At 68.2% G+C, this 22762-nt stretch carries 14 protein-coding genes; 13 read left to right on the top strand and 1 reads right to left on the bottom strand.

Annotation, left to right across the window (positions count from 1 at the left end):
* Window positions 1-6 precede the first annotated feature (6 nt).
* Window positions 7-2562 carry a hypothetical protein gene (locus ABZ803_RS32770; protein WP_357045312.1) on the top strand — a complete coding sequence of 852 codons (2556 nt, stop codon included), beginning with the start codon at window positions 7-9 and terminating at the stop codon, window positions 2560-2562.
* Between the two features lie 145 nt (window positions 2563-2707).
* Complete coding sequence (locus tag ABZ803_RS32765) at window positions 2708-4648, top strand: type VII secretion target (RefSeq protein ID WP_357045310.1); 1941 nt, start codon at window positions 2708-2710, stop codon at window positions 4646-4648.
* A 538-nt stretch (window positions 4649-5186) separates the two neighbouring features.
* On the opposite strand, the gene ABZ803_RS32760 is transcribed toward ABZ803_RS32765, so the two are convergent.
* A complete protein-coding gene (locus ABZ803_RS32760; RefSeq protein WP_357045308.1) occupies window positions 5187-6341 on the bottom strand; it encodes a hypothetical protein in 1155 nt (384 codons plus the stop codon).
* A gap of 143 nt (window positions 6342-6484) precedes the next feature.
* On the opposite strand from ABZ803_RS32760, the gene ABZ803_RS32755 reads away from it, so the two are divergent.
* The 11 genes from ABZ803_RS32755 (at window position 6485) to ABZ803_RS32705 (ending at window position 22694) form a co-directional block, all read left to right on the top strand.
* On the top strand, window positions 6485-7432 hold the full coding sequence (locus tag ABZ803_RS32755; RefSeq protein WP_357045306.1) for a C40 family peptidase: 948 nt from the start codon (window positions 6485-6487) through the stop codon (window positions 7430-7432).
* Window positions 7433-7459: 27 nt separating this feature from the next.
* Window positions 7460-9094, top strand: coding sequence for a WXG100 family type VII secretion target (locus ABZ803_RS32750; protein ID WP_357045304.1), 1635 nt, complete (start codon window positions 7460-7462; stop codon window positions 9092-9094).
* A 528-nt stretch (window positions 9095-9622) separates the two neighbouring features.
* On the top strand, window positions 9623-11383 hold the full coding sequence (gene eccA / locus ABZ803_RS32745) for a type VII secretion AAA-ATPase EccA (RefSeq protein WP_357045302.1): 1761 nt from the start codon (window positions 9623-9625) through the stop codon (window positions 11381-11383).
* Window positions 11384-11487: 104 nt separating this feature from the next.
* Window positions 11488-13041: a type VII secretion protein EccB gene (gene eccB, locus ABZ803_RS32740; protein ID WP_357045300.1), complete on the top strand. Its 1554-nt coding sequence runs from the start codon at window positions 11488-11490 to the stop codon at window positions 13039-13041.
* Window positions 13041-17045 carry a type VII secretion protein EccCa gene (eccCa, locus tag ABZ803_RS32735; protein ID WP_357045298.1) on the top strand — a complete coding sequence of 1335 codons (4005 nt, stop codon included), beginning with the start codon at window positions 13041-13043 and terminating at the stop codon, window positions 17043-17045. Before eccB ends, eccCa begins: the two co-directional genes overlap by 1 nt.
* Before the next feature lie 400 nt (window positions 17046-17445).
* The gene (locus ABZ803_RS32730) at window positions 17446-17754 is read left to right on the top strand and encodes a hypothetical protein (protein WP_357045296.1); all 309 of its coding nucleotides are present in this window, start codon (window positions 17446-17448) and stop codon (window positions 17752-17754) included.
* 43 nt (window positions 17755-17797) lie between these two features.
* Window positions 17798-18094 (top strand): hypothetical protein, encoded by a 297-nt coding sequence (locus ABZ803_RS32725; protein ID WP_357045294.1) that lies wholly within the window; start codon window positions 17798-17800, stop codon window positions 18092-18094.
* Window positions 18095-18529: 435 nt separating this feature from the next.
* Entirely contained in the window at window positions 18530-18799 is a 270-nt protein-coding gene (locus tag ABZ803_RS32720) for a hypothetical protein (protein WP_357045292.1), read from the top strand.
* Between the two features lie 29 nt (window positions 18800-18828).
* Window positions 18829-20202: a PPE domain-containing protein gene (locus ABZ803_RS32715; protein WP_357045290.1), complete on the top strand. Its 1374-nt coding sequence runs from the start codon at window positions 18829-18831 to the stop codon at window positions 20200-20202.
* 46 nt (window positions 20203-20248) lie between these two features.
* A complete protein-coding gene (locus tag ABZ803_RS32710) occupies window positions 20249-21079 on the top strand; it encodes an ESX secretion-associated protein EspG (protein ID WP_357045337.1) in 831 nt (276 codons plus the stop codon).
* A gap of 34 nt (window positions 21080-21113) precedes the next feature.
* A complete protein-coding gene (locus ABZ803_RS32705) occupies window positions 21114-22694 on the top strand; it encodes a MinD/ParA family protein (RefSeq protein ID WP_357045288.1) in 1581 nt (526 codons plus the stop codon).
* Window positions 22695-22762 lie beyond the last annotated feature (68 nt).

The raw sequence follows: 22762 nt of genomic DNA, 5'->3' as shown, positions 1-22762 counted from the left end.
TCGCTGATGGAACCGGAGCGCCACAGTCCGTACTGGGACGCCATCGTCGGCGACAACTGGCCGGCGATCTCGCCGGGGGACTGGAGTGCGCTGGAACGTCTCGCGCGAGACGGTGCGGGGGCGTTGGACTTGCTCGACGCCGAGAGCAAACGCCGCGGCTTCGACGAACATGCCCGCTCCAGTGCCGGTCTGCAACCGATCAAGGACGACATGCTGCGCCAGCGGATGAACCCGCAGGCGTTCGCCGACGCGCTCGAGGCCGCGGCGGACACCTTCCGGGATTTCTCCGACCTGGTGTACCGGACCCGCAACAAGATCTTGGACATCGTCGAGGAGACCACCTCGCGGATCAACGCGACGAGACGCGCGGCCGCGGCTGAAGAGGACGAATCCGATGCTCAGGCCCTCCGTAACCGGATCCCCGGCATGATCGCCGCCGCCAGGGACGACGTGGAGGATGTCGTGCGCGCGGCACTCGGTTCGATCAGCCCGCAGGGCCTGCCCAGTTTGGGCTTGATCGCCGACGCGCTGGGGCAGCCGGGGCCTTGGGAACCGGGCCACCGCAGTGCGGACGACCACAGCGGGGACGTCCATCACCAGCACCGGCCCGCGAAGGACCACTCCGGCAATCCACGGCACGACGGCTCGCCGCGGACGAATCGGCCGAAAGACGATTTCCCGGTTGCGATGCCCCCGCACGACGTCGACGACCGACCGGTGACCACCGATCCGTTCGGCCCGCTGCTGCCCGGTGACCCGCTCGGCGAGCGACCCGATCCCATTGCCACCGAGGACAGCTCCGGTCCGCCGTCGACCGGCCCGGCGCCGGATCAGTACATCCCCAGTGGCCCGACGACCGTCCCGGTGAACACCGCGCCGGGCGGTGGCCTGGAGGACGGGCACGGTCTGCCCGCTGCGGGCGTTCCACCGCGCGGACAGGTCACCGGCATCGAGCACATGGCACCGGGCCGAGATGCCCCGGTGGACAGCGATACTCAGGATTCGGCCGGTCCGGACGCGCGGGATTCCCATCGGAGCGATCCCGATGTCCCGGCCGAGAAGGCCGAGGCGGCCGAGTCCGCGACCCCGGACCGCTCCGGCACCGTTTCGGCGGCGGAATCGCACGACACGGCAGCGCCCGAGCAGTTCACCGGTTCCTCCGCGTCCGCGGCCGACCCCGGTACGTCGGTGCCGCCGCCGCTGATCCTTCCGCCACCGGTCGCGGCGCCTGCTTCCACCGCACCGTTCGCACCGTTCGCGCCGGCTGCCTCGGCCGCACCCGCTGGACCGGCGGTCTCCGCGCCGGCGGCACAGGCCGGCTCCGTCCCCCCGCCGCAAGTACAGGCGAAGCAGACCGCTCCTCCGCCCGGCGAATCGCGTGGGCCGGTCGCCACTCCCAAGATCACGGCGGCGAGCGCGGGACCGCCGCCGGGTGCGGGCGGCGGCGCGAAAGCGCAGTCACCGGAACGGACCGAGCAGCGCACCGACGCGGGTAAGGACGGCGCGGACGACGGCGACGAGTCGATGCGCACTGTGGTCGGTGCGGCCATGACGTCGGCGGCCGCCCCGGCATTCGTCCTCGGCGAGCGAGTGGATGGCGATCTGGTGCTGGCCCGCACGCTGTTGAGCGGGGTGCTGGCGGCGGGCGGCGATGCCGTCCTCGGGCTCGGCTGGGCGGTTTCGGTGATGCGCCATCCCAGCGGCATCAGCGCGTTCGTCACCTCGAACGAGGGCCGCGGCTGGATACCGGCCGGGCTGTACCTGCCGCGTGAGCTCTCCACTCCGTGGGTGTGGGAGGTGGCCGAGAACGCGTGGGAGGGCGTCGCCGATCCCGCACGCGTGCTGGCGGAGTTCGGGATCGCCTGGGGACGCAGGTCCGGCGCCCGGCTGACCGCTATCGCCGCCTCGGCGGACGTCGATGCCGATCTTCGACGGCAGCTGGGTGAGGTGCCGATCGAGGGCGAAGTGGCCGCCTCGTCGGCGATGGACTTCAGCGCACCGAAGCCGAGTCTGGCCGACCGCCTCGAATTGGTCGGGGCCGCCGCCCTGGTGCGGCGGGCGGCGGCCACACCGGAGTCGGAGATCGGAGTGCGATGCTGGGAGTTGGCCTCGGACGCGCACGCTCGCGTCCACAAGGCCGGTCTCGGCTCGCCTGCCGCGCTGGGCGCGCCCGCGGCACGCGAGCGGATCCTCGGCGCACTTCGGCAGCGCCGCGAGGTGTCGCAGGAATTGTGGGAGGAGCTTCGGGATGCCGACGACCTGCTCACGGCGACAATGCTTTCGCACCGCGCCGATGTGTCCAGAGTGGCGCTGGGTGAGCTGCGCGCCGACCAGGCCGACGGCAGGCACACATCGGAGATGAGCGCGCTGCGCGCCATGGTCTTCGAGCGGCGGTGCGACGAACTCGTGCTGCTGCTCGCCGAGGCGGCGACCCGGCAGACTCTGCGCGACGCGGTGTACGCGCACGCGCAGATCGTGAGTCACCCGGGTTTCGTCGCACCGGATCCCGCACCCGTCGCGCCCGCTCGGCGACCGACCATCACCGCGGGGCCGGGCCGCTGAGCGGAAGCCGAAATGCCGCGTCGAGTAACGCGTCGCCGCATACCGACCCTGGAGCGACCGCGCACCGGGCAACCGTCTCGCACTCCCCACCTCTGGGAAGAATCGACAATAGGGGGACGTGTGGTGGGAAAGGATTTGATCGAGCATGCCCAACAGCATGGAAATCGACCCTGCCGTTTTGCGTCAGCTGGCCGACCAGCACGACCGGGTCGCGCACGACACCAGGGAATGGGCCAAACCGCCCACGGAATGGCTCGCGAACTTCCTGCCCACCTACGGCAAGATCGCCTATCCGGTCTACGAAGCGCTGGAACGGTACTACGACGCCCGGCAGCGGGCGGGTGAGGCGCTGGCCAGCGAACACGATCGCACCGCTGACTCGCTGCGCGCGTCCGCGAACGCCTACGAACAATCCGACGAGGATTTCGCCAGCCACATCCGGCAGACAGCCGGACTGACCGATACACCGGCCCCGACGACGGCGCCCCCTGGAACCTCGACCGATCCCTTCGCTTCGAACCGCCCGATCACGCCGCCTGGTTCCGCGCCCGGCGATGGCCCGGTGACGGCCGATCCCACTTCGGCGGGTCCGGTGTCCACCAGTCCCACTGCGGCGGGCCCCGGCACCGCCGGAGACAACCCGCTCGCGACTTCGCCGGGCGGACCCAACGGGGCATCGCCGACGGGTACGGGTGTGCCCGGCGCGACCGCCGCGTCGGCAGACCCGGCGAGCACCAATGGCGCGGGCACGCCGAACGCGACCGGAACCGGAACGTCGACACCCGGTGGGCCGACCAGCACCGGCGTGACCGCGCCTGCGACGGCGGGCGTGCCGCCCGCGGGAGTCGGCCCGCTCAACGCGACCCCGGACGATCGAGCCGCCACGCAGCCGCCCAGCGGCGCGACGGGCCGAACGGACATGCCGCCCATGCCGGTGCCGGTCGCGAGCCCGTTCGCCGCCGCCGTCGCCTCGGCGAAGGACAAGGAGGCCGAACCCGCGTACGTGGTCGGCGGCCAGGTGAACGACGACCTCGTGCTGGCCAAGACGCTGCTCGGCAGCGTTCTCGCCGCCGTCGACTCGCCGGTGGGCATGGCCTGGGCTGTCGCGGTGATGCGGGGTCCCGGGGGAACGGGCGTCTTCATCACCTCGAACGAAGGCCGCGGCTGGTTGCCCGCCGGGTTGTTCCTGCCGCGTGAGGTCTCCACTCCGTGGAACTGGGAGGAGTTGCTCGCCGCCGACGACGGCGCGGGATCGCCGTGGGAGGGCGTCACCGACCCGGCCCGGGTGTTGGCCGAATTCGGCCTCGCCTGGGGCGCGAAGGCGAACGCGAATCTGTCGGCCCTCGTCTCGTCCGGGCCGATCGATCCGGGCTTGCGCTCACGATTCGGAGAAGCGGCGATGGAGGGGCTCGTCAGCCCGTCCTACGACGTCGACCTGCGCGAGTTCACCCCGGACACGGCCGACCGTCTCGGCTTGACCGGTTCGATCGCGGGCCTGGAACACGTCTCGTCGGTACCGGACACCCAGGTGCGGTCGCGCTGTGTGGAACTGGCCGTGGATGCCCACGGACAGGTCGGCCGGTCCGGATCGGTACCCGCCGAAGCCGCCGCGTCGCGCCGGGTCCGGGAACGGATCCTGGCCGACCTGCAAGCCGGAAGGCCGGTGTCGCGCGAGCTGTGGGACGAGCTGCGCGACGCCGACGACCTGCTGGCGGCGTCGATGCTCGGGCAGCGGGTCGACGTGGGCCGGGTGGAGATCGGGCAGCTGCGACTGGACGCCGGGGTTTCGCCGTTGCGCGGCATGGTCTTCGAGCGGCGCTGCAACGAACTGGTGCTGCTGCTGGCGAACGAGCCGAGCAGGCAGACGCTGCGCGACGCCGTCTATGCCCATGAACAGATCACGCTGCACCCGCAGTTCGTCTCGACCCCGGCGCCCGTCTCCACCGCCGTGCAGCCCGAGCGCGTCGCCCGGCCCGCCTCGGTTCCGTCGGTCACCGCGCCGGAAGTCGCCGGAGGGCCGCCTCCTACCGTCGTGGCCGCGCCCTCGACGCCACCGCCCGCGGTGGCGCCTCCGGAACGGTCGTGAACGACGCTTCCCGATAGGTGAACAGGCGGCATCCGGGTGGCGGCAGGCCTCGTCCTGACGCGACCCGGATAGCTGCTCTTCCCGATTCGACGCCGAACCGCTCCTAGCTCGGAGGCACGTTTACGAGGCGATGCGGCCGCGTGGCCGGTGACGGCACGAGTCCCGGTAGCTCGCGGACATTCGGTTACCGAGGCACAGCGGCAATGGGTGACCGGCTCCGCTGACGGCTGTGTAAACCCTGCGCGCACCGCTTCCGGCAGACCCGCCGCCGCGCTGTGCCTGCGGCGATCGGTGTCGATGGATCGACCGGAATCGACCGGGCGCAAGCGCCCCGCTCACAGTGCCGAGGGCGTGCGGACATCGATCGTCGGTAGGGTGCTCGAGCCGCGCCGCCTATGGGACGGGTTCCCGCTGGTGCTGAGCTGTGTCCACGCGAGTTGCGCGAGCGGTACCGACGGCAGCGCGCAGTCCGCTTCCTTCGGTACCGAATCGGCGAACAGGCGCAGCCTTTGCCGGACCGGATATGCGCTGGATCGGGCTACGCCTCGATGACGGGGGCGGCTTCCGCTTCCTGATCGTCGACGACCGCCGCATCCTGCGTGGGCGCTCCGCTGGGCCGGTCGGACGCGGCGCGGTCCCTGGTCCGGCTAACCGGTATCACGCCGGGTGCCGTGGTCGTCGTCGGCGTGACGTTCGGATCGTCGGCCGGTGCGGTATTCGCCGCCGGGGCGGCGGTGACGCCGCCGGGCTCCGCGGTGGCCGGTTGTGCGGCGGGCGGTTGCGCGTTCGGATCGCCCGGGGGCGGCGCGGCAGCGGGCGCGGCCTGATTGCCGGGCGGCGGTGCCTGTCCCGGCTGTCCCGGAGCGCCCTTGTGCTCGTTCTCCTCGGCCTTCTTCGCCTTGTCCTCGTCGGCTTTATGCATCATCTCGGGTATCTGCGAGATCAGCGGCATCGCCGCCATCGGCAGCATCGCGAGCATCGGCAGCAGCGACGACAGTCCTCCGTCACCACCTCCGCCGCTTCCGCTGCTGCCCGCGGATGTGCCCCCGCCGCTGTTCTGACCGCCGCCGTTCGAGTTGCCCTTGCCCTTGCCGTTGGCCATGTCCTCGTTGAGGTCGGCGATCGCGGTGACCTTGTCGTAGACCGCCTCTACGGCGGCGGCGACCGCCTTGAGCAAGGGAAGCTCCTGAGCGGGCTTGAGTTTGGCGCTGCCCGCGGCCTTCAGCTTCGTATTCAGTTCGGTCACGATGGTTTTGATGGACCGCAGCGCCTGCACCTGTTCGGCGGCGACCGTGACGGAGGTCTTGACCACCTGATCGTCCATCTGCAGCAATTTCAGCTGCCTGGCCTCGACCTTGTCGACGGTCTTGCGGTATTCGTCGTCCGCCTCGCCCTTGCCGAGGGTTTCGTAGACCGCGGGCTTGAGCAGGTCGTCGACTTTCGGCGGGGGAGTGGTCATGCCACGGCCGAGCAGGTCCACGGCGGTCTGAATGGCGGTGTCGGCCAATGCGATGAAGGCGCGCAGTCCTTCCGACGCACCGGCCGGGCAGTGCAAATCGACCAGCCAGAAGTGCTTGGCCTCGGAGGCGTAGCTCGCCAGGGGGGAGGATGCCGACACCGCCGCCTTTTTGGCTTCGGTATTCGTCGCCGTCGTCACCATGCCGCCGCCACCGCCTCTCAGAAGTCCTCCCATTGTCTCCGCTTCCCGATTCTGGGAAGTGGTTCATAGTTCGATTACCCACCCAGGAATGGGAATACGGCCGGGTCGGTCCGGGCGACACAATAACGAGAAGAGTGTGAGAGGCGGTCGGTGATGAGCGATGGCGAGTCGGTCGAATGGCGCAGGCACTGACGAACGACCTGGACGGAGTGCTCCGATCGCTGCTCGAGCTGTACGGCGACGGCCAACCCGCCGGCCAAGCGGCGAGTGCGACCCAAGCGCTCGCCGCCGATCTGCGGGTCGCGTCCGGGGCGGTGGCCGTACGCTACGGCGAGGCGCAGGGCATGCAGCTGTCGATCGCGGAATCGCATGCTGGCAAGGACAGCATCGTCGGCAAGACCGTCGGCGAGTCCGGTGACGGGACGGTCAACGGCCGCGGCCGCCTGACCAATCACATCGCGGATTTCCAGAGCCGGATGCAGGCGATCGCCTCGGTGGGCGATACCCGCTTCAGCGGTCCCGCGCTGCTGGATGCCGCGCAGTCCACCATTTCCAACGCCACCAAGCAGGTCGACGCCGATGTCGCCGCCGCACGGCAACAGGCCGCGCAGATCATGCCGCCCGCGACGCCGGCGACCCGGCAGGCCCGGCACGGCGGTGCGCCGCGCAGGCGGCGACGGACGCGCTCGAGGTCCAGGTCCGCTTCCCGGCTGCGCCGCAACAGCAGGGTCCGCTCGGACGGGACCAAGGGCAGCAACGCGGTGCTGGCCGCCAGCGACTGGCTCGGTACGCCCTACGTCTGGGGTGGGGGTGGCGCGGGCGGACCCAGCGGCGGCGGATTCGACTGCTCGGGTCTGACGCAGTACGCCATCGCCCAGGCCAGTCACGGCGAAGTGGTGCTGCCCCGAACGACGTACGAGCAGATCTACAGCGGCGTCCGCGTGCACCCCGAGGATGTGCGCCCAGGCGACCTGGTGTTCCCCGCCGGATCATTCAGCACGCGCGGGCCCGAGCATGTGCAGCTGGCCGCCGGCAACGGCATGGTCATCGAAGCGCCCTACACCGGCTCGACGGTGAAGTGGTCGCGTATGCCGAGCGAAGCCGTCGTCGTGCGCGTGCTGTGAGCCGATGATCGGGGAGGAGGGCGCAGCGTGGCTATAGACATCCCCAGCGAGGTCGCGCTCTTCCTCAACATCTGCGGCGTCCCGTACCCGGACATCAACGAGGACGACGTACGCGCCCTCGCCGGGCATGTGCGCACCTTCGCCGAGCAGGTGCAGGGCACGCACGACTCGGCGACCGGTGTGATAAACCAGATGGGGGCGTTCTACTCGGGGGAGTCCTACCAGCAGCTCGTCGCCACGTGGGCGAACATGAGCTCGACCCACATGCGGCAACTCGAGAGTGCGTGCAAGCTCGTGGGGCAGGCACTCGAGGTGGCGGCGACGGTGATCACCGCGGTGAAGGTGGCCGTACTGGCCGAACTCGCCGCCCTGGCCGCGACCTACGCCTCGATCATGATCACACCGCCGCTCGCTCCCTCCGCGCCGCTGGTCGCCGCCGCGGCGCGCAAGCTGTGCGAGCAGATGGCGCAGTACCTGATCGGCTACATCGTCGCCGAAGTCATCGGCAAGGCGATCGAACCGCTCGAGCAGGCCATCGATGACATGGTCAAGGGGATCGTCTACGACGCCACCCGCGACGCGCTCGACATCCCGTCGTCGGGCAAACCCCCTCCGCTGCGCATCGACCCGGACGCGGTGCAGCATTTCGCGAAAGTGCTCGACGATCACGCCGACGACATCATGCGGCACGCGGCGACGTTCGCGGAGAATGTCGCCACACTCGACTTCACGACATCGACGCCATTCGACGACGCGGTGCCGCCCACCGCGACGGCCGGTGGCTCTCCCCCCGGACCCGCACCGACTCCGGAGCAATTGATTCGGCGGCACGGCGAACAGCCCGAGGCACGCGTCGGCCCCGCCGCTGCGGCGGCGCCGACCGTCCTCGACAGACACGGAACCGGTGATGCGCGCGTCCCTGCCGCCGTGCGCGACGCCGCGAACCCCGCAGCGCCCGGGCAGCGAGCGGCCGATCGAAACGGGGGCGGCGCGGGTGCGCCGGACCGGACCGGCAACCGGTCGGCAGCGCCCGCCGGGACCGGTCCTCGTGATCCGGCATCGGATCCGGCGAAGATGTCGCCGGTCGCCGGCGTCGCGCCGAACGACGCGAACCCGAACGCGGACCGGTCGGCAGAAGTCGCGAGCCCCAGTGCCGTATCCGCGCGGGACGGAGCGGAGGTCGCGAGGGTGGCCGCCCACGACGTGGCGCCCGAGGTTCCGGGCCGGGGAGCGTTCGATTTCGAGGTTCGCCCGGCGGGCACTGAATCGGCCGTCGCCGCAGCCGCCGTCGACGTGCCCCCGGTCGACACGCGCGCCCCCGACAGTGCCGAGATGGGAGGTCCGCTGACCGGCGCGGCCACTCCTTGGGGTCGTGCGGGGCAACCGCCGGTCGCGTCGGATCCTGCTCCGAAGCCGGCGCAACCCGCGAAGGTTCCGCCGAAAGTACGTCGGCCCGTGGCCACTCCGTGGACCAAGAAACGCCGGGCGCGGGAGGCTCCAGCCGTGGTGCACGCGCCGGCCACGAGGCCGCCGCTGCGTTCGGTGCCGGAAAAGGGTTCCGAAGGAAACGGCGCCGTGAGCGCCGGTGTCGCCGACGCGCCCCCGGCGCCCTCGCGGGTAACGGCTCCGGCGTCCGATCGCATCGACCCGCCCCCTCCCTGACCGAAAGCGCCCATGACGCAGGAAAACCCATTCCCAGATGCGGGAATGGGTTGCTGGGTCCGAAGGTTGGCAGTGGTAGACGTAGACCGTCGAGGCTGCGGCTCTGGTGTCCAACCCCCACAACGGCCGGTGGCCTGCCGGTGCCACCGGCCGTTGCTTTTGGGTTCAGATCGTCGGGATGAGGGACCGGCGATCTGTGTTCAGACAGTACCCTCTTCTGTCGGAACGTTCAATAGCGTGCACCTAAATAGCGGCAAGAATTTTGCGGAAGCCCTGTGACCTGCTGCGCGGCGGCTGGGGGACCGGATCGCGGCTGGCCAGCCGCCGCCGAAGGGGTCGTCTGCAGGCGGATGATTGCCGACCCCGAGGTAAACATACCGTTAACTGATGGCACGTTCAAAATTGGCATGTGGAGGCCGCGGCGATCGACGCTGTCATGCTTCCCATCATTGGGAAGTTGCCGAGTCCGGAGCGTGACCGCCGGAATCTATCGTTCGAGCAGGCTAGATCGGCGGAAGGGAAGTCCGAGTGTCAGCGGCCGAGGACGCGTTCTACACGGGTGTTCAGAATCTTGGGTTGGTCGCCGGTGGCGTGCGCAACGAGCAGCATGCGGCGGCGGCGTTTCGGGCCGCCACCGATCTCGACCCGGACATGTGCGACGCCTGGCTGGGGCGCGCCATGGCGGGGGAGGTCACCTCGGAGGTGATCTACGGCGCCTACCGCTCGGTGCACAATCTCTACCGAGACCAGCAGCGGGCCGGGCTGGTCGATCGCGCGCTGTGGTGCCAGGTCGAGATCGGCATGTACGGACTGCGCGTCGCCATGGCCGACCGCGATCAGATCGCCATCGCGCAGGCGTGCTCGTATGCCGAAGGCGGTGAATGGCAGGAAGCCGCGGCGATTCTCGACGAGGTCCCCCGCGACGACGTCTCCGACTTCGTGCGCATGTCGCTGTACTTCCGGACCAAGCAATGGCCGGAGGTGCTCGCCCTGCGCACCGCGCGACCGTCGCTGGAGGACGGCCTCCTCGACATCGCCGCCGAATTGATGACCGCCCAGTCGCTGGCGCACCTGGGCCGCTTCGGCGAGGCCATGCCGCGCGCGCAGCGGATCGTGGAGGACAGTTCCTCGGGCAGTCTGTCCTACATCTGGGCCGACGCGCACTTCCTGCTCGGCATGCTGATGCGGCACAACGGTGATCACGACGCCGCCGAGAAGGTCCTCAAGGGGCTCCAGGGTTCGGCGCTGTGGCCCGAGCGCGAGGAATGGCAGCGCGCGGTGCGGGACAAGTCGTACCGATTCGAGGTCGCCACCGCAGAACTCATCGCGTCCCGGACCAACAGGTGGGACCCGAAGACGGGTGACGATCCGCGCGAGGCGGCCGCCACGGCGGCGCGGGCGGAGCGCGAGAGTCTCCTCACGGAGGCCTCGGACCTGTTGCAGGCGCAAATCGGCATGGATTCGGTCAAGGAACAGGTCGACCGGCTCAAGTCCGGCGTGCTGATGGACCAGGTGCGCGCCAAGCGCGGGCTCGCCGTGGATTCGAAGTCGCAGCACCTGATCTTCTCGGGTCCGCCCGGCACCGGCAAGACGACCATCGCCCGCGTGATCGCCAAGATCTTCGCAGGCCTGGGTGTCGTGGAGAACGCCGACGTGATCGAGGTGTCCCGCAACGACATGGTCGGCACCCACCTCGGCCATACGGCGCCCAAGACCAACGCGCTGATCGACTCGGCGCTCGGCGGTGTGCTCTTCATCGACGAGGCGTACACGCTGATCCAGGAAGGTCTTTCCGGCGGCGACGCGTTCGGTAAGGAAGCGGTGGACACGCTGCTGGCGCGGATGGAGAACGATCGGGACAAGCTCGTGGTGATCATCGCCGGATACGAGGACCAGATCGATCGGTTCCTCGCGTCCAACGACGGCCTCGCCTCGCGATTCACCAAGCGCATCCGATTCGCCAGCTACGGCGCCGACGAGTTGGTGCAGATCGCCGAGCACATCGCGCGGAACAAGGACTCCATCCTGTCCGAGCAGGCACGCGAGGTGCTGCGCCTGCGTTGCGAGGAGTTGGCTGGGCAGACCAAGAACGGACGGCGGCTGATCGATCTGGCCGGTAACGGCCGGTTCGTGCGCAACGTGGTCGAGGCCGCCGAAGCCGAGCGTGACTACCGCTTCACCAGGGAGAACGCCGACATCGCCGCGATGACCGACGAAGAGCTCATGACGATCGACGCGTTCGACGTCAGCGCGGCGCTGGAGGGTTTGGCGCCGAGCACGCGAGTGTGAGGCGTCCGCTGATCCGATTCCCAGAGTTGGGAATAGGGGTCGTATTCATGCTGTGACCGCTGGTTACGGTGTGGTTGGCAGGGCGGCGGAAGGAACGAGAACCGGTGGCGCGCTTCCGGGTTGTGACGAAACACCAGATTTCCGGCTGGCGTTTTCTGCTGCGCCGGATAGAGCACGCGCTGGTCCGTCGAGACGCGTCGATGATCGATGATCCGCAACGCGGTCGCTCGACCGCCTTGTCCATCGGCATCGCGCTCGCGTGCGTGCTCATCGCGGGCGCCGCCGTGCTGGCCTTCTTCAAACCCGCGAAGAAGGTCGGGGACTCGAAGATCGTGGCGGAGAAGGACACCGGCGCGCTGTTCGTGCGGTTGAACAACCGGCTGTTCCCGGCACTGAATCTCACCTCGGCGCGGCTGATCGTCGGTTCTCCCGACAAGCCCGTGCAGGTCTCCCGGGACGAGCTGTCGAAGTACCCGCGCGGGCCTTGGGTCGGCATTCCCGGTGCCCCCGGCAGCATCGTCGACACCGACGAGAGGGATTCGTCGTGGACGGTCTGTGACACGGCGCGAACCGGTGCGGCCGCGCCGGTCAACCCTTCGACCGGCCTGCCGACCTTGAGCCGCTCCGCGGTGCGGACAACGGCGATCGGCGGCCCGCTGACCGTGGACGGCGACGCCAACCGCCCGCTGGGTGACGGTGAGGCCCGTCTGCTGCGCGACGACACCACCACCTGGCTGGTCTACGGCGATGCCGAGAAGGGTGTGGTGCGCGCCGCGATCGACCTCGCGAGCACCGCGGTGGCCATGGCGCTCGGCATCGACTCGACCGCTCCGGTGATGGCGGCTTCCAAGGGCCTGGTCAACGCCATTCCGGAGGCCCCTCCGCTGCGCGTGCCCGACGTGCCGGGTAAGGGCGAGTCGATCACGCTGAACAACGGATTCACCACGCCGGTCGGGTCGGTACTCACCGTGTCGGCGCCGGATCAGGGGGCTTCGTACTATCTCGTCTCGCAGACCGGGCTGGTGCGGATCAGCACCGTGTTGGCGGCGATGGTGCGGAACGCGGACTCGCAAGGTTCGGTGTCCACTCGCGCGGTAGGGCCCGACGTGATCGCGGCGAATCTGCGCCCCGGACAATGGCCGGGCACCGCGTCCTACCCGGTCCGTCCGATTCGCCTGGTCGATCCGGAACGGTCCGGCGTGACCTGCTTGCACTGGGCGCGCACCGGAAGCGATCCGAACGCGACCACCCAACTGTTGGTGGGCAGGCAATTGCCGCTCACGAAAGACGAGCAGGGCCGCGCGGTGGACCTGGTGACCTCCGCCGCGTCGCGCGGCACCACCGCCGACGCGGCGTACCTGCCGAGAGACACCGGCCGCTTCGTGCAGGTGACCGGCGCCGAAGCGGGGTCTCCACTGCGGGAATCGCTCTACTGGGTCTCCGACAGCGGCGTCCGCTACGGCATCATCGCCGATCCGAGCAGCAGCGGCGGCAACGATCCCTCCCTGATCGCCCTCGGACTGCGGGCTCCGGTCCCGGCGCCGTGGAGCGTCATCTCCCTGTTCGCGGTCGGACCCGCTCTGTCCCAGAAGGAAGCTCGCATTCAACACGACGGAATTCCGAACAACAAGATCGTTGCCGGGTTGGGTGGTTCGTAGTGACCAGCACTCGCCGATTCGTCCGGCCCGCCCGGACGGTGCGCGGTCCGAAGGCCCCCGCCGTGACCGAGTTGCGGCTGCAGCCGCCCACCGAGCTGCCCAAACCGGTTCCGGCATCGCGGCTTCGGATGATCATGCCCGTGGTCATGGTGGCGGCCATGTGCGGGATGATGGTCATGATGTTCCGCGGCGGCGGAACCATGAACCCGATGATGCTGATGTTCCCGGCCATGATGCTGGTGTCGATGTTCGGCATGATGGGCGGCGCGCTCGGGGGCAACGCCGGTGGCGCGGCGAGCCTCAACGAGGAACGCAAGGACTACCTGCGCAGCCTCACCGACAACCGTAAGACGGTGCACGCGGCGGAAGCCGAACTGTATGCCTTCCTGCGCTACACCCATCCCGGTCCCGACGAGATCGCCCGGCTGATCGGCGGCAAGCGGATGTGGGAGGTGCAGGTCGCGAGTCCGCAGTTCCTGCGGGTGCGAGTCGGCCGTGGGCGCATCGCCAACCAGGTGCGCGTCATCGTTCCCGAAGCCGCGCCCACCTCCGATCTCGACCCGGTCGGCGTCGTCGAACTGACCCGTTTCGCCAAGGCGTACTCCACGGTCGGCGGCATGCCCGTCGCGATCAATCTGCTGTCCGCGCCGCAGGTCGGCATCGACGGTGACCCGCAGCAGGTGACCGGCTTGATCCGCGCGATGATCGCCGAGGTCGCGGTGCTGCACGGTCCGGACCAGGTGGCCGTCGCAGCAGTGCTGTCGGATCCGGACGCGCCGGAATGGGCGTGGCTGAAATGGCTGCCGCACGCCCAGCATCCGAACGAGACCGACGCCATCGGCTCCAGCCGGATGGTGTACCGCACCGTCGCGGAGCTGCGCACCAAGGTGCTCGCGGGGCTCAATCGCGGTCCGTTCTCGGCGAATTCGCAACCCACTCTGGATCGCACGCACTACCTGCTGATCGTCGACGTCGCCGGACCCGCGAGCGACCGCGACATCTCCGGCATCGATGGGTGCACGTGGCTGCGGCTGGGGACCTCGGAGCAGAATCTCCCGCGCGCGCTGCGCTTCACCGTCACCGAGGACCGCTCGCTGAACGAGGTGTCCCCGCGCGGGGTGCGGCGCGTCGGAGTGGCCGATTCGCTGTCCGTGGCGGCCATGACGTCGATGGCGCGCAGTCTTTCGCCGTTCCGGTTGTCCACCGTGGTGGAGGCGGTTGCCGCCGAGCAGGCCAGCGGCGGCACGTCTTGGGAGGAGATGGTCGGCGTCGCCGACCCCGGCGCTATTCGCGTCGAGCAGGTGTGGATCCGGCGTCGCGACGAGGACCGGGCCCGTCTCAACATTCCGTTCGGTCACGACCCGGCCGGCGGTGTCGTCTATCTCGATATCAAGGAATCGGCCGAAGAAGGCATGGGCCCGCACGGCATGTGCATCGGCGCGACCGGATCGGGTAAGTCCGAATTCCTCCGTACGCTGGTGCTTTCGGCGGTGGCGACACATTCCCCGGATGTCTTGAACCTGCTTCTCGTCGACTTCAAAGGCGGCGCGACCTTCCTCGGATTCGACCGGCTGTCGCACGTGACGGCCGTGGTGACGAACATGGAAGAAGAAGCCGACCTCGTCACCCGTATGGAAGACGTGATCAACGGCGAAATGGCGCGGCGGCAACGCATTCTGCGTGACGCGGGCAATTTCGCCAGCGTCGCCGACTACGAGCGCGCCAGGGAGCAGGGCGCGGATCTGCGGCCGTTGCCGACCCTGTTGATCATCCTCGACGAATTCGCCGAATTGCTCGAGCAGTACCCGACCTTCTCGAAGCTCTTCGTAGCCATCGGCCGACTGGGCCGATCGCTGCGCATCCACCTGCTGCTCGCGTCGCAGAAAGTGCCGGCCAACCGGATGGGTGAACTGGAAGCGCACCTCTCCTACCGCATCGCGCTGCGCACCAACCAGACCAGTGACTCCCGCGACGCGATCGGCACCGCGGATGCCTATCACCTGCCGAAGAAGCCGGGTGCGGGTTATCTGCGGGTCGGCTCCGGCGACCTCCAGCGGTTCCAGGCCGCGTACGTGGGTGAGAAATACTCTCCTCCCGCGCAGGTGTCGGCGGCCTCCGCGCAACGCGCACGACGGCCCGGTGGCGGATACCGGCCGCCGCAACGCTTCACCGCCGGGCATATCGCCGACACTCGGCCCGCGGTGGTGGAGCCGGTGGTCGTCCAGGAGGCGACCGAGGCCGCCGACGGCGAGTCGATCACGATCATGGAAGTGGTGTTGCAGCAGCTGGCCCGGCACGGCAACCCTGCTCATAAGATGTGGCTCCCCCCGCTGATCACGCCGCCGACGCTGGAGCGGATGATCCGCGCGGTGCCACAGGGAGCGTTGCAGATGCCGTTGGCGCTGGTGGACAAGCCGCGTCAGCAGCGTCAGGACGTGTGGTCGGTCGACATGTCCGGCGGGGGTGGGCATATGGCCATCGTCGGAGGCACACAGTCCGGCAAATCGACGGCGCTGCAGTCGTTCATCCTGTCCGCGGCGCTGACCCACACCCCCGAACAAGTGCAGTTCTACTGCCTGGACTTCTCCGGCGGCGGGTTGGCGACATTGGCGAACCTGCCGCATGTGGGATCGGTCGCGGCGGCCCGGGACGTCGACCGTATCCGGCGCACGATCGCGTTGGTTACGAACCTGCTCGAGAGCAGGCAATCGATGTTCACCGAGTTCGGCATCGACTCGATTCGGAAGTTCCGTACGCTGCGCGACGGTGGTGGCGTACCGCCGTGGCTGGACCGCGATCCCTACGGTGACGTCTTTCTGGTCATCGATGGGTGGGATGTCGGATTCAGCATGAACGGCCCGTACTACGACGAATACACCCCAGTGATGGAGTCTCTCGCCCTTCAGGGCTTGAACTACGGCATCCACCTGGTGGTCAGCAGTTCGCGCTGGATCGCCATTCGCCCTGCGATCAAGGACTTGATGCAGACACGCGTCGAAATGCGACTGGGCGACTTGGCCGATACGACCTTCAACAACCACCGCGCGGTTGTCGCGGCGATTCCGGCCAATCGACCGGGTCGCTGCATCTCGACCGATGGCCTGCACATGCTGACCGCGTTGCCGCGCATAGATGGTGTGGGCGAAGCGAACTCGGCGGCCGAGGGCCTTGTCGCCGCGGCCGCCGAGGTCACCCAACGCTATCCCGGCAGGCGCGCGCCGCAGGTGAAGCTGCTGCCGCCGCAGGTGGGCATCGACGAAGTGCGTGCGGGATGGCCGGTGCCGCAGACGCTCGCTCAGCGTCTGGTCGTCCCCTTCGGCGTACGGGAATCCGATCTCAGCCCGGCGACAATCGATTTGAATGTGTCGACCCATTTCATCGTGCTCGGCTCGACCGGATCGGGCAAGTCCACCACTCTGGCCGCGCTGCTGGAATCCATTCGGCGCCAGTACGACCCGTCGCAGGCGCGTGTGCTGCTGATCGACTACCGGCGTAGGCATTTGGAGACGGTGCCGCAGGAGATGCTGATCGGGCATGTGACCAACGAGCGGGATGTGCGCGAGGCGCTGCCGCCACTGGTGGAGAAAATGCGCTCGCGCCGCCCCCCGGAGAACGTGACCCCGCGGCAACTCGCGGAGCGCTCTTGGTGGTCCGGGCCCGAGGTATTCGTCGTGATCGACGATTACCACATGGTCGCGCAGCGTGGCGCGCTGAATCCGCTGGAACCGTTGAAGGAGATCATTGTCGACGGTCGGGATACAGGCTTGCACGTCATCGCGGCGCGCAACATCGCACAAGCGGACACGGCCTTGTACGACAACGTGATCGGTCAGATGAAGAACCTCAATTCGTCGGGTCTCATCATGGACGGCTCGAAGCTCGACGGCATCCTGGTCGGCGACGTGCGACCCACCAAGCAGCCGCCTGGCCGGGGAATCTACGTGGAGCCCATGAGTTCTCGCCGAGATCTCGTCCAGGTGGCCTGGGTGCCCCAGCAGATCTGACCTGGGCGTCCGTCCCAAGGTTGGGAATAAATTACCGTTTTCCTTAGCAGCCGCTCGATCTGAGCTGGTAGTCACGCTCGATTGGAGTCTCACCATGGCACTCCCGGATCAAGGCATCGCGCCGCCGGATGTGCGGGGCCGTGACCGAGCCCAGGCGGATGGTGCGATCACCCCGCAGGCGAGACGCCACCGGAACGACTGGAAATCCTCTGTCCGGCGGCGCTGTTCGTTCCCGGAGGAACCCAGGAGGTGCCGGTACTGGAGAAACCCCGCTGCAATCGGTGTGGTCGAGGACGTCGATGGCCCGAGCCGCGTATCGACGCTTCCGCCGCACACGCTGTCAACGTCCTCGGCGAATCCGTCCGAGGCATGGTAAACGCCTTCTAGGATAGGAACAGATATGGCCATCGGCTTCACCGGCGACAAAGCGGACATCGACAACGTCGCCAATAAGTTCTTCATGCACGCGGACACCTTCAAGAACCACATGGGTATTCTCGAGGGCATCAAGATGGAATATGCGCCCGCCGTCGAAGGCGCGACGGGAACCGCGATTCAGCAGGCGATGCAGGGAGCCCTCGACAAAGGGGGGCAGCTGCACAAGAAGTTCATGGACATCGTCGACGCTCTGAACATCGCCGGCGCGACCTTCGACAGTCACGACCAAGATAACGCGGCGCAGGTCAACAAATACAACCTCAATTTCTGATGCCTGATCTGCACCAGAGAACAAACGGGAAAGGTTTCGGAGAATGAAGAACGATTACGATGCCGTCGAGGGTCTGGTCGTCCGCACCGACAAGGTGCTCAGCGACATGACTGTCAGCAAGGAGGAGCGGAATACGTTGGCGAATCTGCTCAAGCAGAATTTCCAAGGTGACGCCGGTTCCGAGAATGGACAGTTGCAGGATCGCATCGATAAGCTGATCACCGAGTACAACGATGCGCTGGTGAAGCTCAAGGCGGCCACCAAGGAAGTGTCGGGCATCGACGGCCAGTTCCGCGTGGTGGATCAGGGTCAGGCCATGCGGTTCTCCCAGATCATCTAGCGACTCCGTGGTTCGTCGCCCTGCCGGTCGAGAGCCGCATGAGCGGGTCCGGTGACGGTCGATCGAACGCGGTCTCGGCGCTCGGTTGCTGCCGAGCGGTGCAGATGATACCGATCAAAAGTCCGCTGTCGCCCTCGGCGAGGTCGCTCACACCGACTTCGTCGAGGGCGATCGCATGTCTGGGATGTCCTCCGGCAAGGGTTCGCGTTGGGACGTGGGTGAATTCGTGTCACGTGACGTTCCACATGCGTGCTTCGCTGTGAGCGGCGACTGGGCGGCCGGCGCGGTGAATGCGAATCCAGCTCCATGTCCCCATCTTTGGGAATAGCTTAACGTTCTGATTGCACCGCTCGATGCGAGCACGGCGCCCTTCGTTAGGAGCTCTCCATGTACTTCAGTCTCACTCCAGGGCAACTCCCCGCTATCGCCGCGCAAATGAGCACCGGAACCACGGACCTAGCCGGGACGATGGTCGCGTCCGCTGCGGGTAGCGTGCCGCTTCCGCCGGGCTGCGACGACGTGAGCAGGCGCATCACCGAGACATTCTTCGGCTTCGCCACCAACCTCTTCGACAAGACGACGCAGGGAGTGGGGCATCGCATCAACGCCGAGCCGCACCTGCCCGAGGTGGACGCCTGCTACTGCGCGGCGGATGCCGCTGGTGACAGTCAGATTTCCGCCAAACGTGTAGCGTTCGGCGAGTAGTCGGAGCCGGTCGAGCGAAGGCCGATGCCATGGTCGATTACCTTGCGTTGCCACCGGAAGTGAATATCGCCCGGCTGCTGTCGGGGCCCGGCGTGTTCGCGCTGGAAACTGCCGCGTCCGCCTACGCGGAGTTGGCTACGGCGCTGGCCGCCGCTGCGAGCGGGACGGACGGCTCGACCACCATGATGGGTGGGGCATGGCAAGGGCCGTCGTCCGATCGCGCTCAAGCGGCGTTCCGTCAGCACGCCGGCTGGTTGCACAGACAGGCCGCGGTGGCGGCGGATGCCGCGAAGTCCGTAGCGGAACTGGGAGCGATTTTCGGCAGCGCGGCGGAAGCCATGACCGGGGTGGAGGCGTGGCTCGCGGAATGGTATGCGAAGCAAGCCGCTCTCGCCGCCGCCAGCACGACGCAACTGGCTCCGCTCACGCTGGCGGCGATGGCGCTGAGTGAACTCGAGTATCTGGCCATCACGGCGGCGGCAGCAGCGGTGATGGTCGGCTACGACGGGGCGGCCACCGCCGTGCTGGCCGGCTTGCCGACGCCGGAAGTGCCCATGCCGATCGTCAACGGTGGTGGTCCGATCCCCGATGGAACGACGTACAACTTCGTTGCGCCGGAGATCAAGAACCCGCTGGACAACGACACCCACACGATTCAAAACGACGTGGGGAACCATCAGACCGGTGATCCGGGCGGTGATCCGGCCAAGACGAACCCGGATCCGACCGATCCCAAACCGACTGATCCCACACAAACCACGGATCCCACACAACCGGCGGACACCACGCAGCCGGTGGACACCACCCAACCGACCGAGCAGTTGCCCGACATGGACAACCCATCGTCGCTGTCGGATTCGCTCGGCAATTCCGCGCTGGACGGCTCCGGCACCGGTTCGATGGACCAGCAGGGCTTGATCGGAGCATCGCAGGATTCGACGACGCTGGCCGGGCTGTACGGCGGGTCGGGCAGCATGGTCGCGCTGAGCATGGCTCGCGGCGGGCTGAGTGCCCTGCCCGGCGCCGCGAGCGGTTTCCGGATGCCGTCCAATTGGTCCCTTGGCCGCGGCACCGCGTTCGGTGCCTCGGCGAATCCGACCGGGGGCGGGCCGGGTTCGCGTCCGGCGGCACCGCGTGGAGCGACCGCGCCGAAGGCGCAGATGCGCCGGCGCAGGCGCGACGAGGACCGCGAGAAGTCGAAGGTGTTCGTACCCGGCGAAGCGCAAGATGTCCCTGTCCTCGAGCAACCTCCGGTCATCGGCGTCATCGAGTACGGCGACGCGGACCGCCGAGACGAACTCGAAGAGCTCGAGGAGTCGGACAACGAGCAGTTGCTCCTGGTCGGTGTCATCGGAAGCGACGTCGACGAGTCGGCGACCGTAGACCCCGAACCCGCGCGGTGAGGTCCACCGTGGTCGAGTTCCAGTCCAAGGAGAGGAGGCTCGTCCCCTGGAAGCGGATCCGGTAGCGATCGATCTCAATGTCGATGCCGCTCTTCTGTTGAAAGAATTGGTCGGCATCGACTCGTATCCTCCGGTGCTGGCGCTGCTGCCGAATATCTATCGGCTCGAGGATCGAGAACGGGTACACGCCGTCGTCGCGCAGGAACTCACCGAGGTGGGCATCATCGACGGTGACAGGGTGCACCCGGTGGTCGAGCACTGGCTGCGGTGCCTGTACCGGCCGGACATGGAACTGGTGGCCAGGATCCTGGCCACCGGAGTGGACGGGGAACCGCAAGCAATGCTGCGGTTTTCGCTGGTGCGCAGTGGCGACACGCACGTACTCGCCCTGCGCTGCGACGACAACGTGGTCATCCAGACGATGTATCAGGACGGTCAGAATCTGGACACGGTGACGGCCGCGCTGACCGCCGCGCTCGGTCCCGCGGAGCCATTGCGGTTCACGCCGATGACCACCACGGTCGAGCAGCTGCGCGAGGTACCGTCGGAACCGGACGAGCGACGACAGGCGTTGCTGGAGTTGGGCGCCCAGCCGCACACCGCGACGGTGCTCACCAGGGCGCTGGACGAGGTGGAGCGCCGGGCCGAGATCCTGGTGATCGAGCACCGGGACGGCAGCCCGCCCGAGACCGATGTGTCGGTGACCGTGCTCGACACGCTGTCGGGGCGGCTGATCGTCACCCCGAGCAGGGCGATGGATGGAGAGATATGGTCCACGTTCGCCCCCGGCGACGATGCGGCCTTGCGGTCGGGCATCGGGGCGCTCATCGACCTGTTGCCCGGTCGAAGCTGGTTCGACACAAGCAGACTGAACTGAACGTCGGACCGTGGTTGTGGAGAGGACGACGGAGATGAACCGAGCACCGAGCATCAACGGTCATTCGGCCGAATCCGCGCGCGCTCGCGGCGGTTATGACGCGTACTTCGCACCGACGAACGAGCTGACCGACGCGGCCGTCGCGCCGGGTCCCGCCCCAGAGGCCCGGCAGGACGCCGAGAAGTTCTCCCACGCCGACCCCGTGATCGGTGCGCCGCGTGAGCCGCAGGCGTCCGCCGGGGAATCCGAACCCCATTCCACCCAGCATGCGGCGGTGACGCCGCCACCGAGCGCGAGTACGCCGCCACGGCAGGCGAATGCGCAGATGGCGCAGCCGAGCATGCCGCCGCAGGCGAATGTGCCCCCACCGCAGCCGAGCGCGCCTCCACCGCCCGCGAGCACGCCTCCGCCGGACTACTCCGTAGCGCCTCCTGCGGCACCGCAAGCGGCGCAGAATCCCTCGGCACACGAGCAATCCGCCGAGCAGTACCGCGCGGAGCAGGCCGCCGCCCGGGTGTCTCAGGCGATCGCGCGGACCAATGCCGCATCCGCGAACGAGGAGTGGCAGTCCGGATCCGCGACGCCCTGGGTCCCCGAACGCGTCGACCATTCGGTGTACGAGCCGACCCCGCGGATCGAGGTGCTGCCCGCCGCGCTCAGCTCGATCGACCTGCTCGCCGACATCTCCGCAGCGAAGCGGGCGCAGCTGCGTTCCAGCTCCGGCATGCGCGGCGCGCTCAACAAAGTCGGTTTCAATCTGGGGCTTTCGCCGGCTGAGCAGCGCGCCGAGGACCGTAAGACGCGCATCCGGCGCCAGCTCACCACGACCTATCAGATCGCGGTGATCAGCGTGAAGGGCGGCGTCGGGCGCACCACCACCGCGGCGACGCTCGGCTCGACCTTCGCGGGCCTGCGCCCGGACCGGGTGGTCGCGATCGATGCCAACCCGGACTTCGGGGATCTCTCCACCCGCACCTGCAGGCATCCGTACGGCCTGACCCTGCGCGATCTGGCGCAGGCACAGAACCTGGACGCGTTCTCCGCGGTGCAGTCGTTCACCTCGATCAATTCGTCGGACCTCGCCGTGATCGCTTCACCGTGGTCCACCGAGGCCACCGAGGCGCTGTCCGGCCGGGAATACGGCACCGCCGTGGAAACCCTGCGCAAGCACTTCAATCTGTTGGTGGTGGACTGCGGGACCGGCGTACTCGATTCGGCGACGGCGACGGTGCTGCAAACCAGCGACGCCGTCGTGGTCGTCACCCCGGCCACCGTCGGCGGCGTGACCGGCGCGGTGGCCACCTTGAACTGGCTCAGTTCGCACGGCTTGCAACATCTGATCGCGAAGTCGATCGTCGGCATCGTGCATCACCAGCCGTTGAAGCCGACCGTCGACGTGGACGCGATCGAGAAGCTGTTCGAAACCGCGCAGCGCCCCACCTGCGTGCTGCCGTACGACGCGCATCTGGCCGAAGGCGGCGAGATCGACCTGCGGCTGTTGGAGAAGGAGACCGTGCTCGCGTTCGAGGAGCTGGCCGCTTGGCTGGCCGATGGATTCCCCGGATACCTCTCCAGTGGCGCCGATAACCACGGTGACCGCGGAGGGTGGCGATGAGCGAGCGTAGCGAGCGAGCAATCGGTGCAGCCACCTCGGTGGTCATGCCGGAGCCGAGCGTCGGCGAG

Origin of the sequence: Nocardia sp. NPDC047648, from assembly GCF_040642815.1 — a bacterium.
Classification (GTDB): domain Bacteria; phylum Actinomycetota; class Actinomycetes; order Mycobacteriales; family Mycobacteriaceae; genus Nocardia; species Nocardia gamkensis.
Note: the sequence above shows the minus strand (reverse complement) of the source record. Positions and strands in the feature narration are given on the sequence as shown.

Excerpts from the sequence above, each read along its gene's own strand:
- ABZ803_RS32770 (WP_357045312.1), top strand. The coding sequence starts at position 7 with ATGGAACCGGAGCGCCACAGTCCGTACTGGGACGCCATCGTCGGCGAC.
- ABZ803_RS32765 (WP_357045310.1), top strand. The coding sequence starts at position 2,708 with ATGCCCAACAGCATGGAAATCGACCCTGCCGTTTTGCGTCAGCTGGCC.
- ABZ803_RS32760 (WP_357045308.1), bottom strand. The coding sequence starts at position 6,341 with ATGGGAGGACTTCTGAGAGGCGGTGGCGGCGGCATGGTGACGACGGCG.
- ABZ803_RS32755 (WP_357045306.1), top strand. The coding sequence starts at position 6,485 with ATGGCGCAGGCACTGACGAACGACCTGGACGGAGTGCTCCGATCGCTG.
- ABZ803_RS32730 (WP_357045296.1), top strand. The coding sequence starts at position 17,446 with ATGGCCATCGGCTTCACCGGCGACAAAGCGGACATCGACAACGTCGCC.
- ABZ803_RS32725 (WP_357045294.1), top strand. The coding sequence starts at position 17,798 with ATGAAGAACGATTACGATGCCGTCGAGGGTCTGGTCGTCCGCACCGAC.
- ABZ803_RS32720 (WP_357045292.1), top strand. The coding sequence starts at position 18,530 with ATGAGCACCGGAACCACGGACCTAGCCGGGACGATGGTCGCGTCCGCT.
- ABZ803_RS32715 (WP_357045290.1), top strand. The coding sequence starts at position 18,829 with ATGGTCGATTACCTTGCGTTGCCACCGGAAGTGAATATCGCCCGGCTG.
- ABZ803_RS32705 (WP_357045288.1), top strand. The coding sequence starts at position 21,114 with ATGAACCGAGCACCGAGCATCAACGGTCATTCGGCCGAATCCGCGCGC.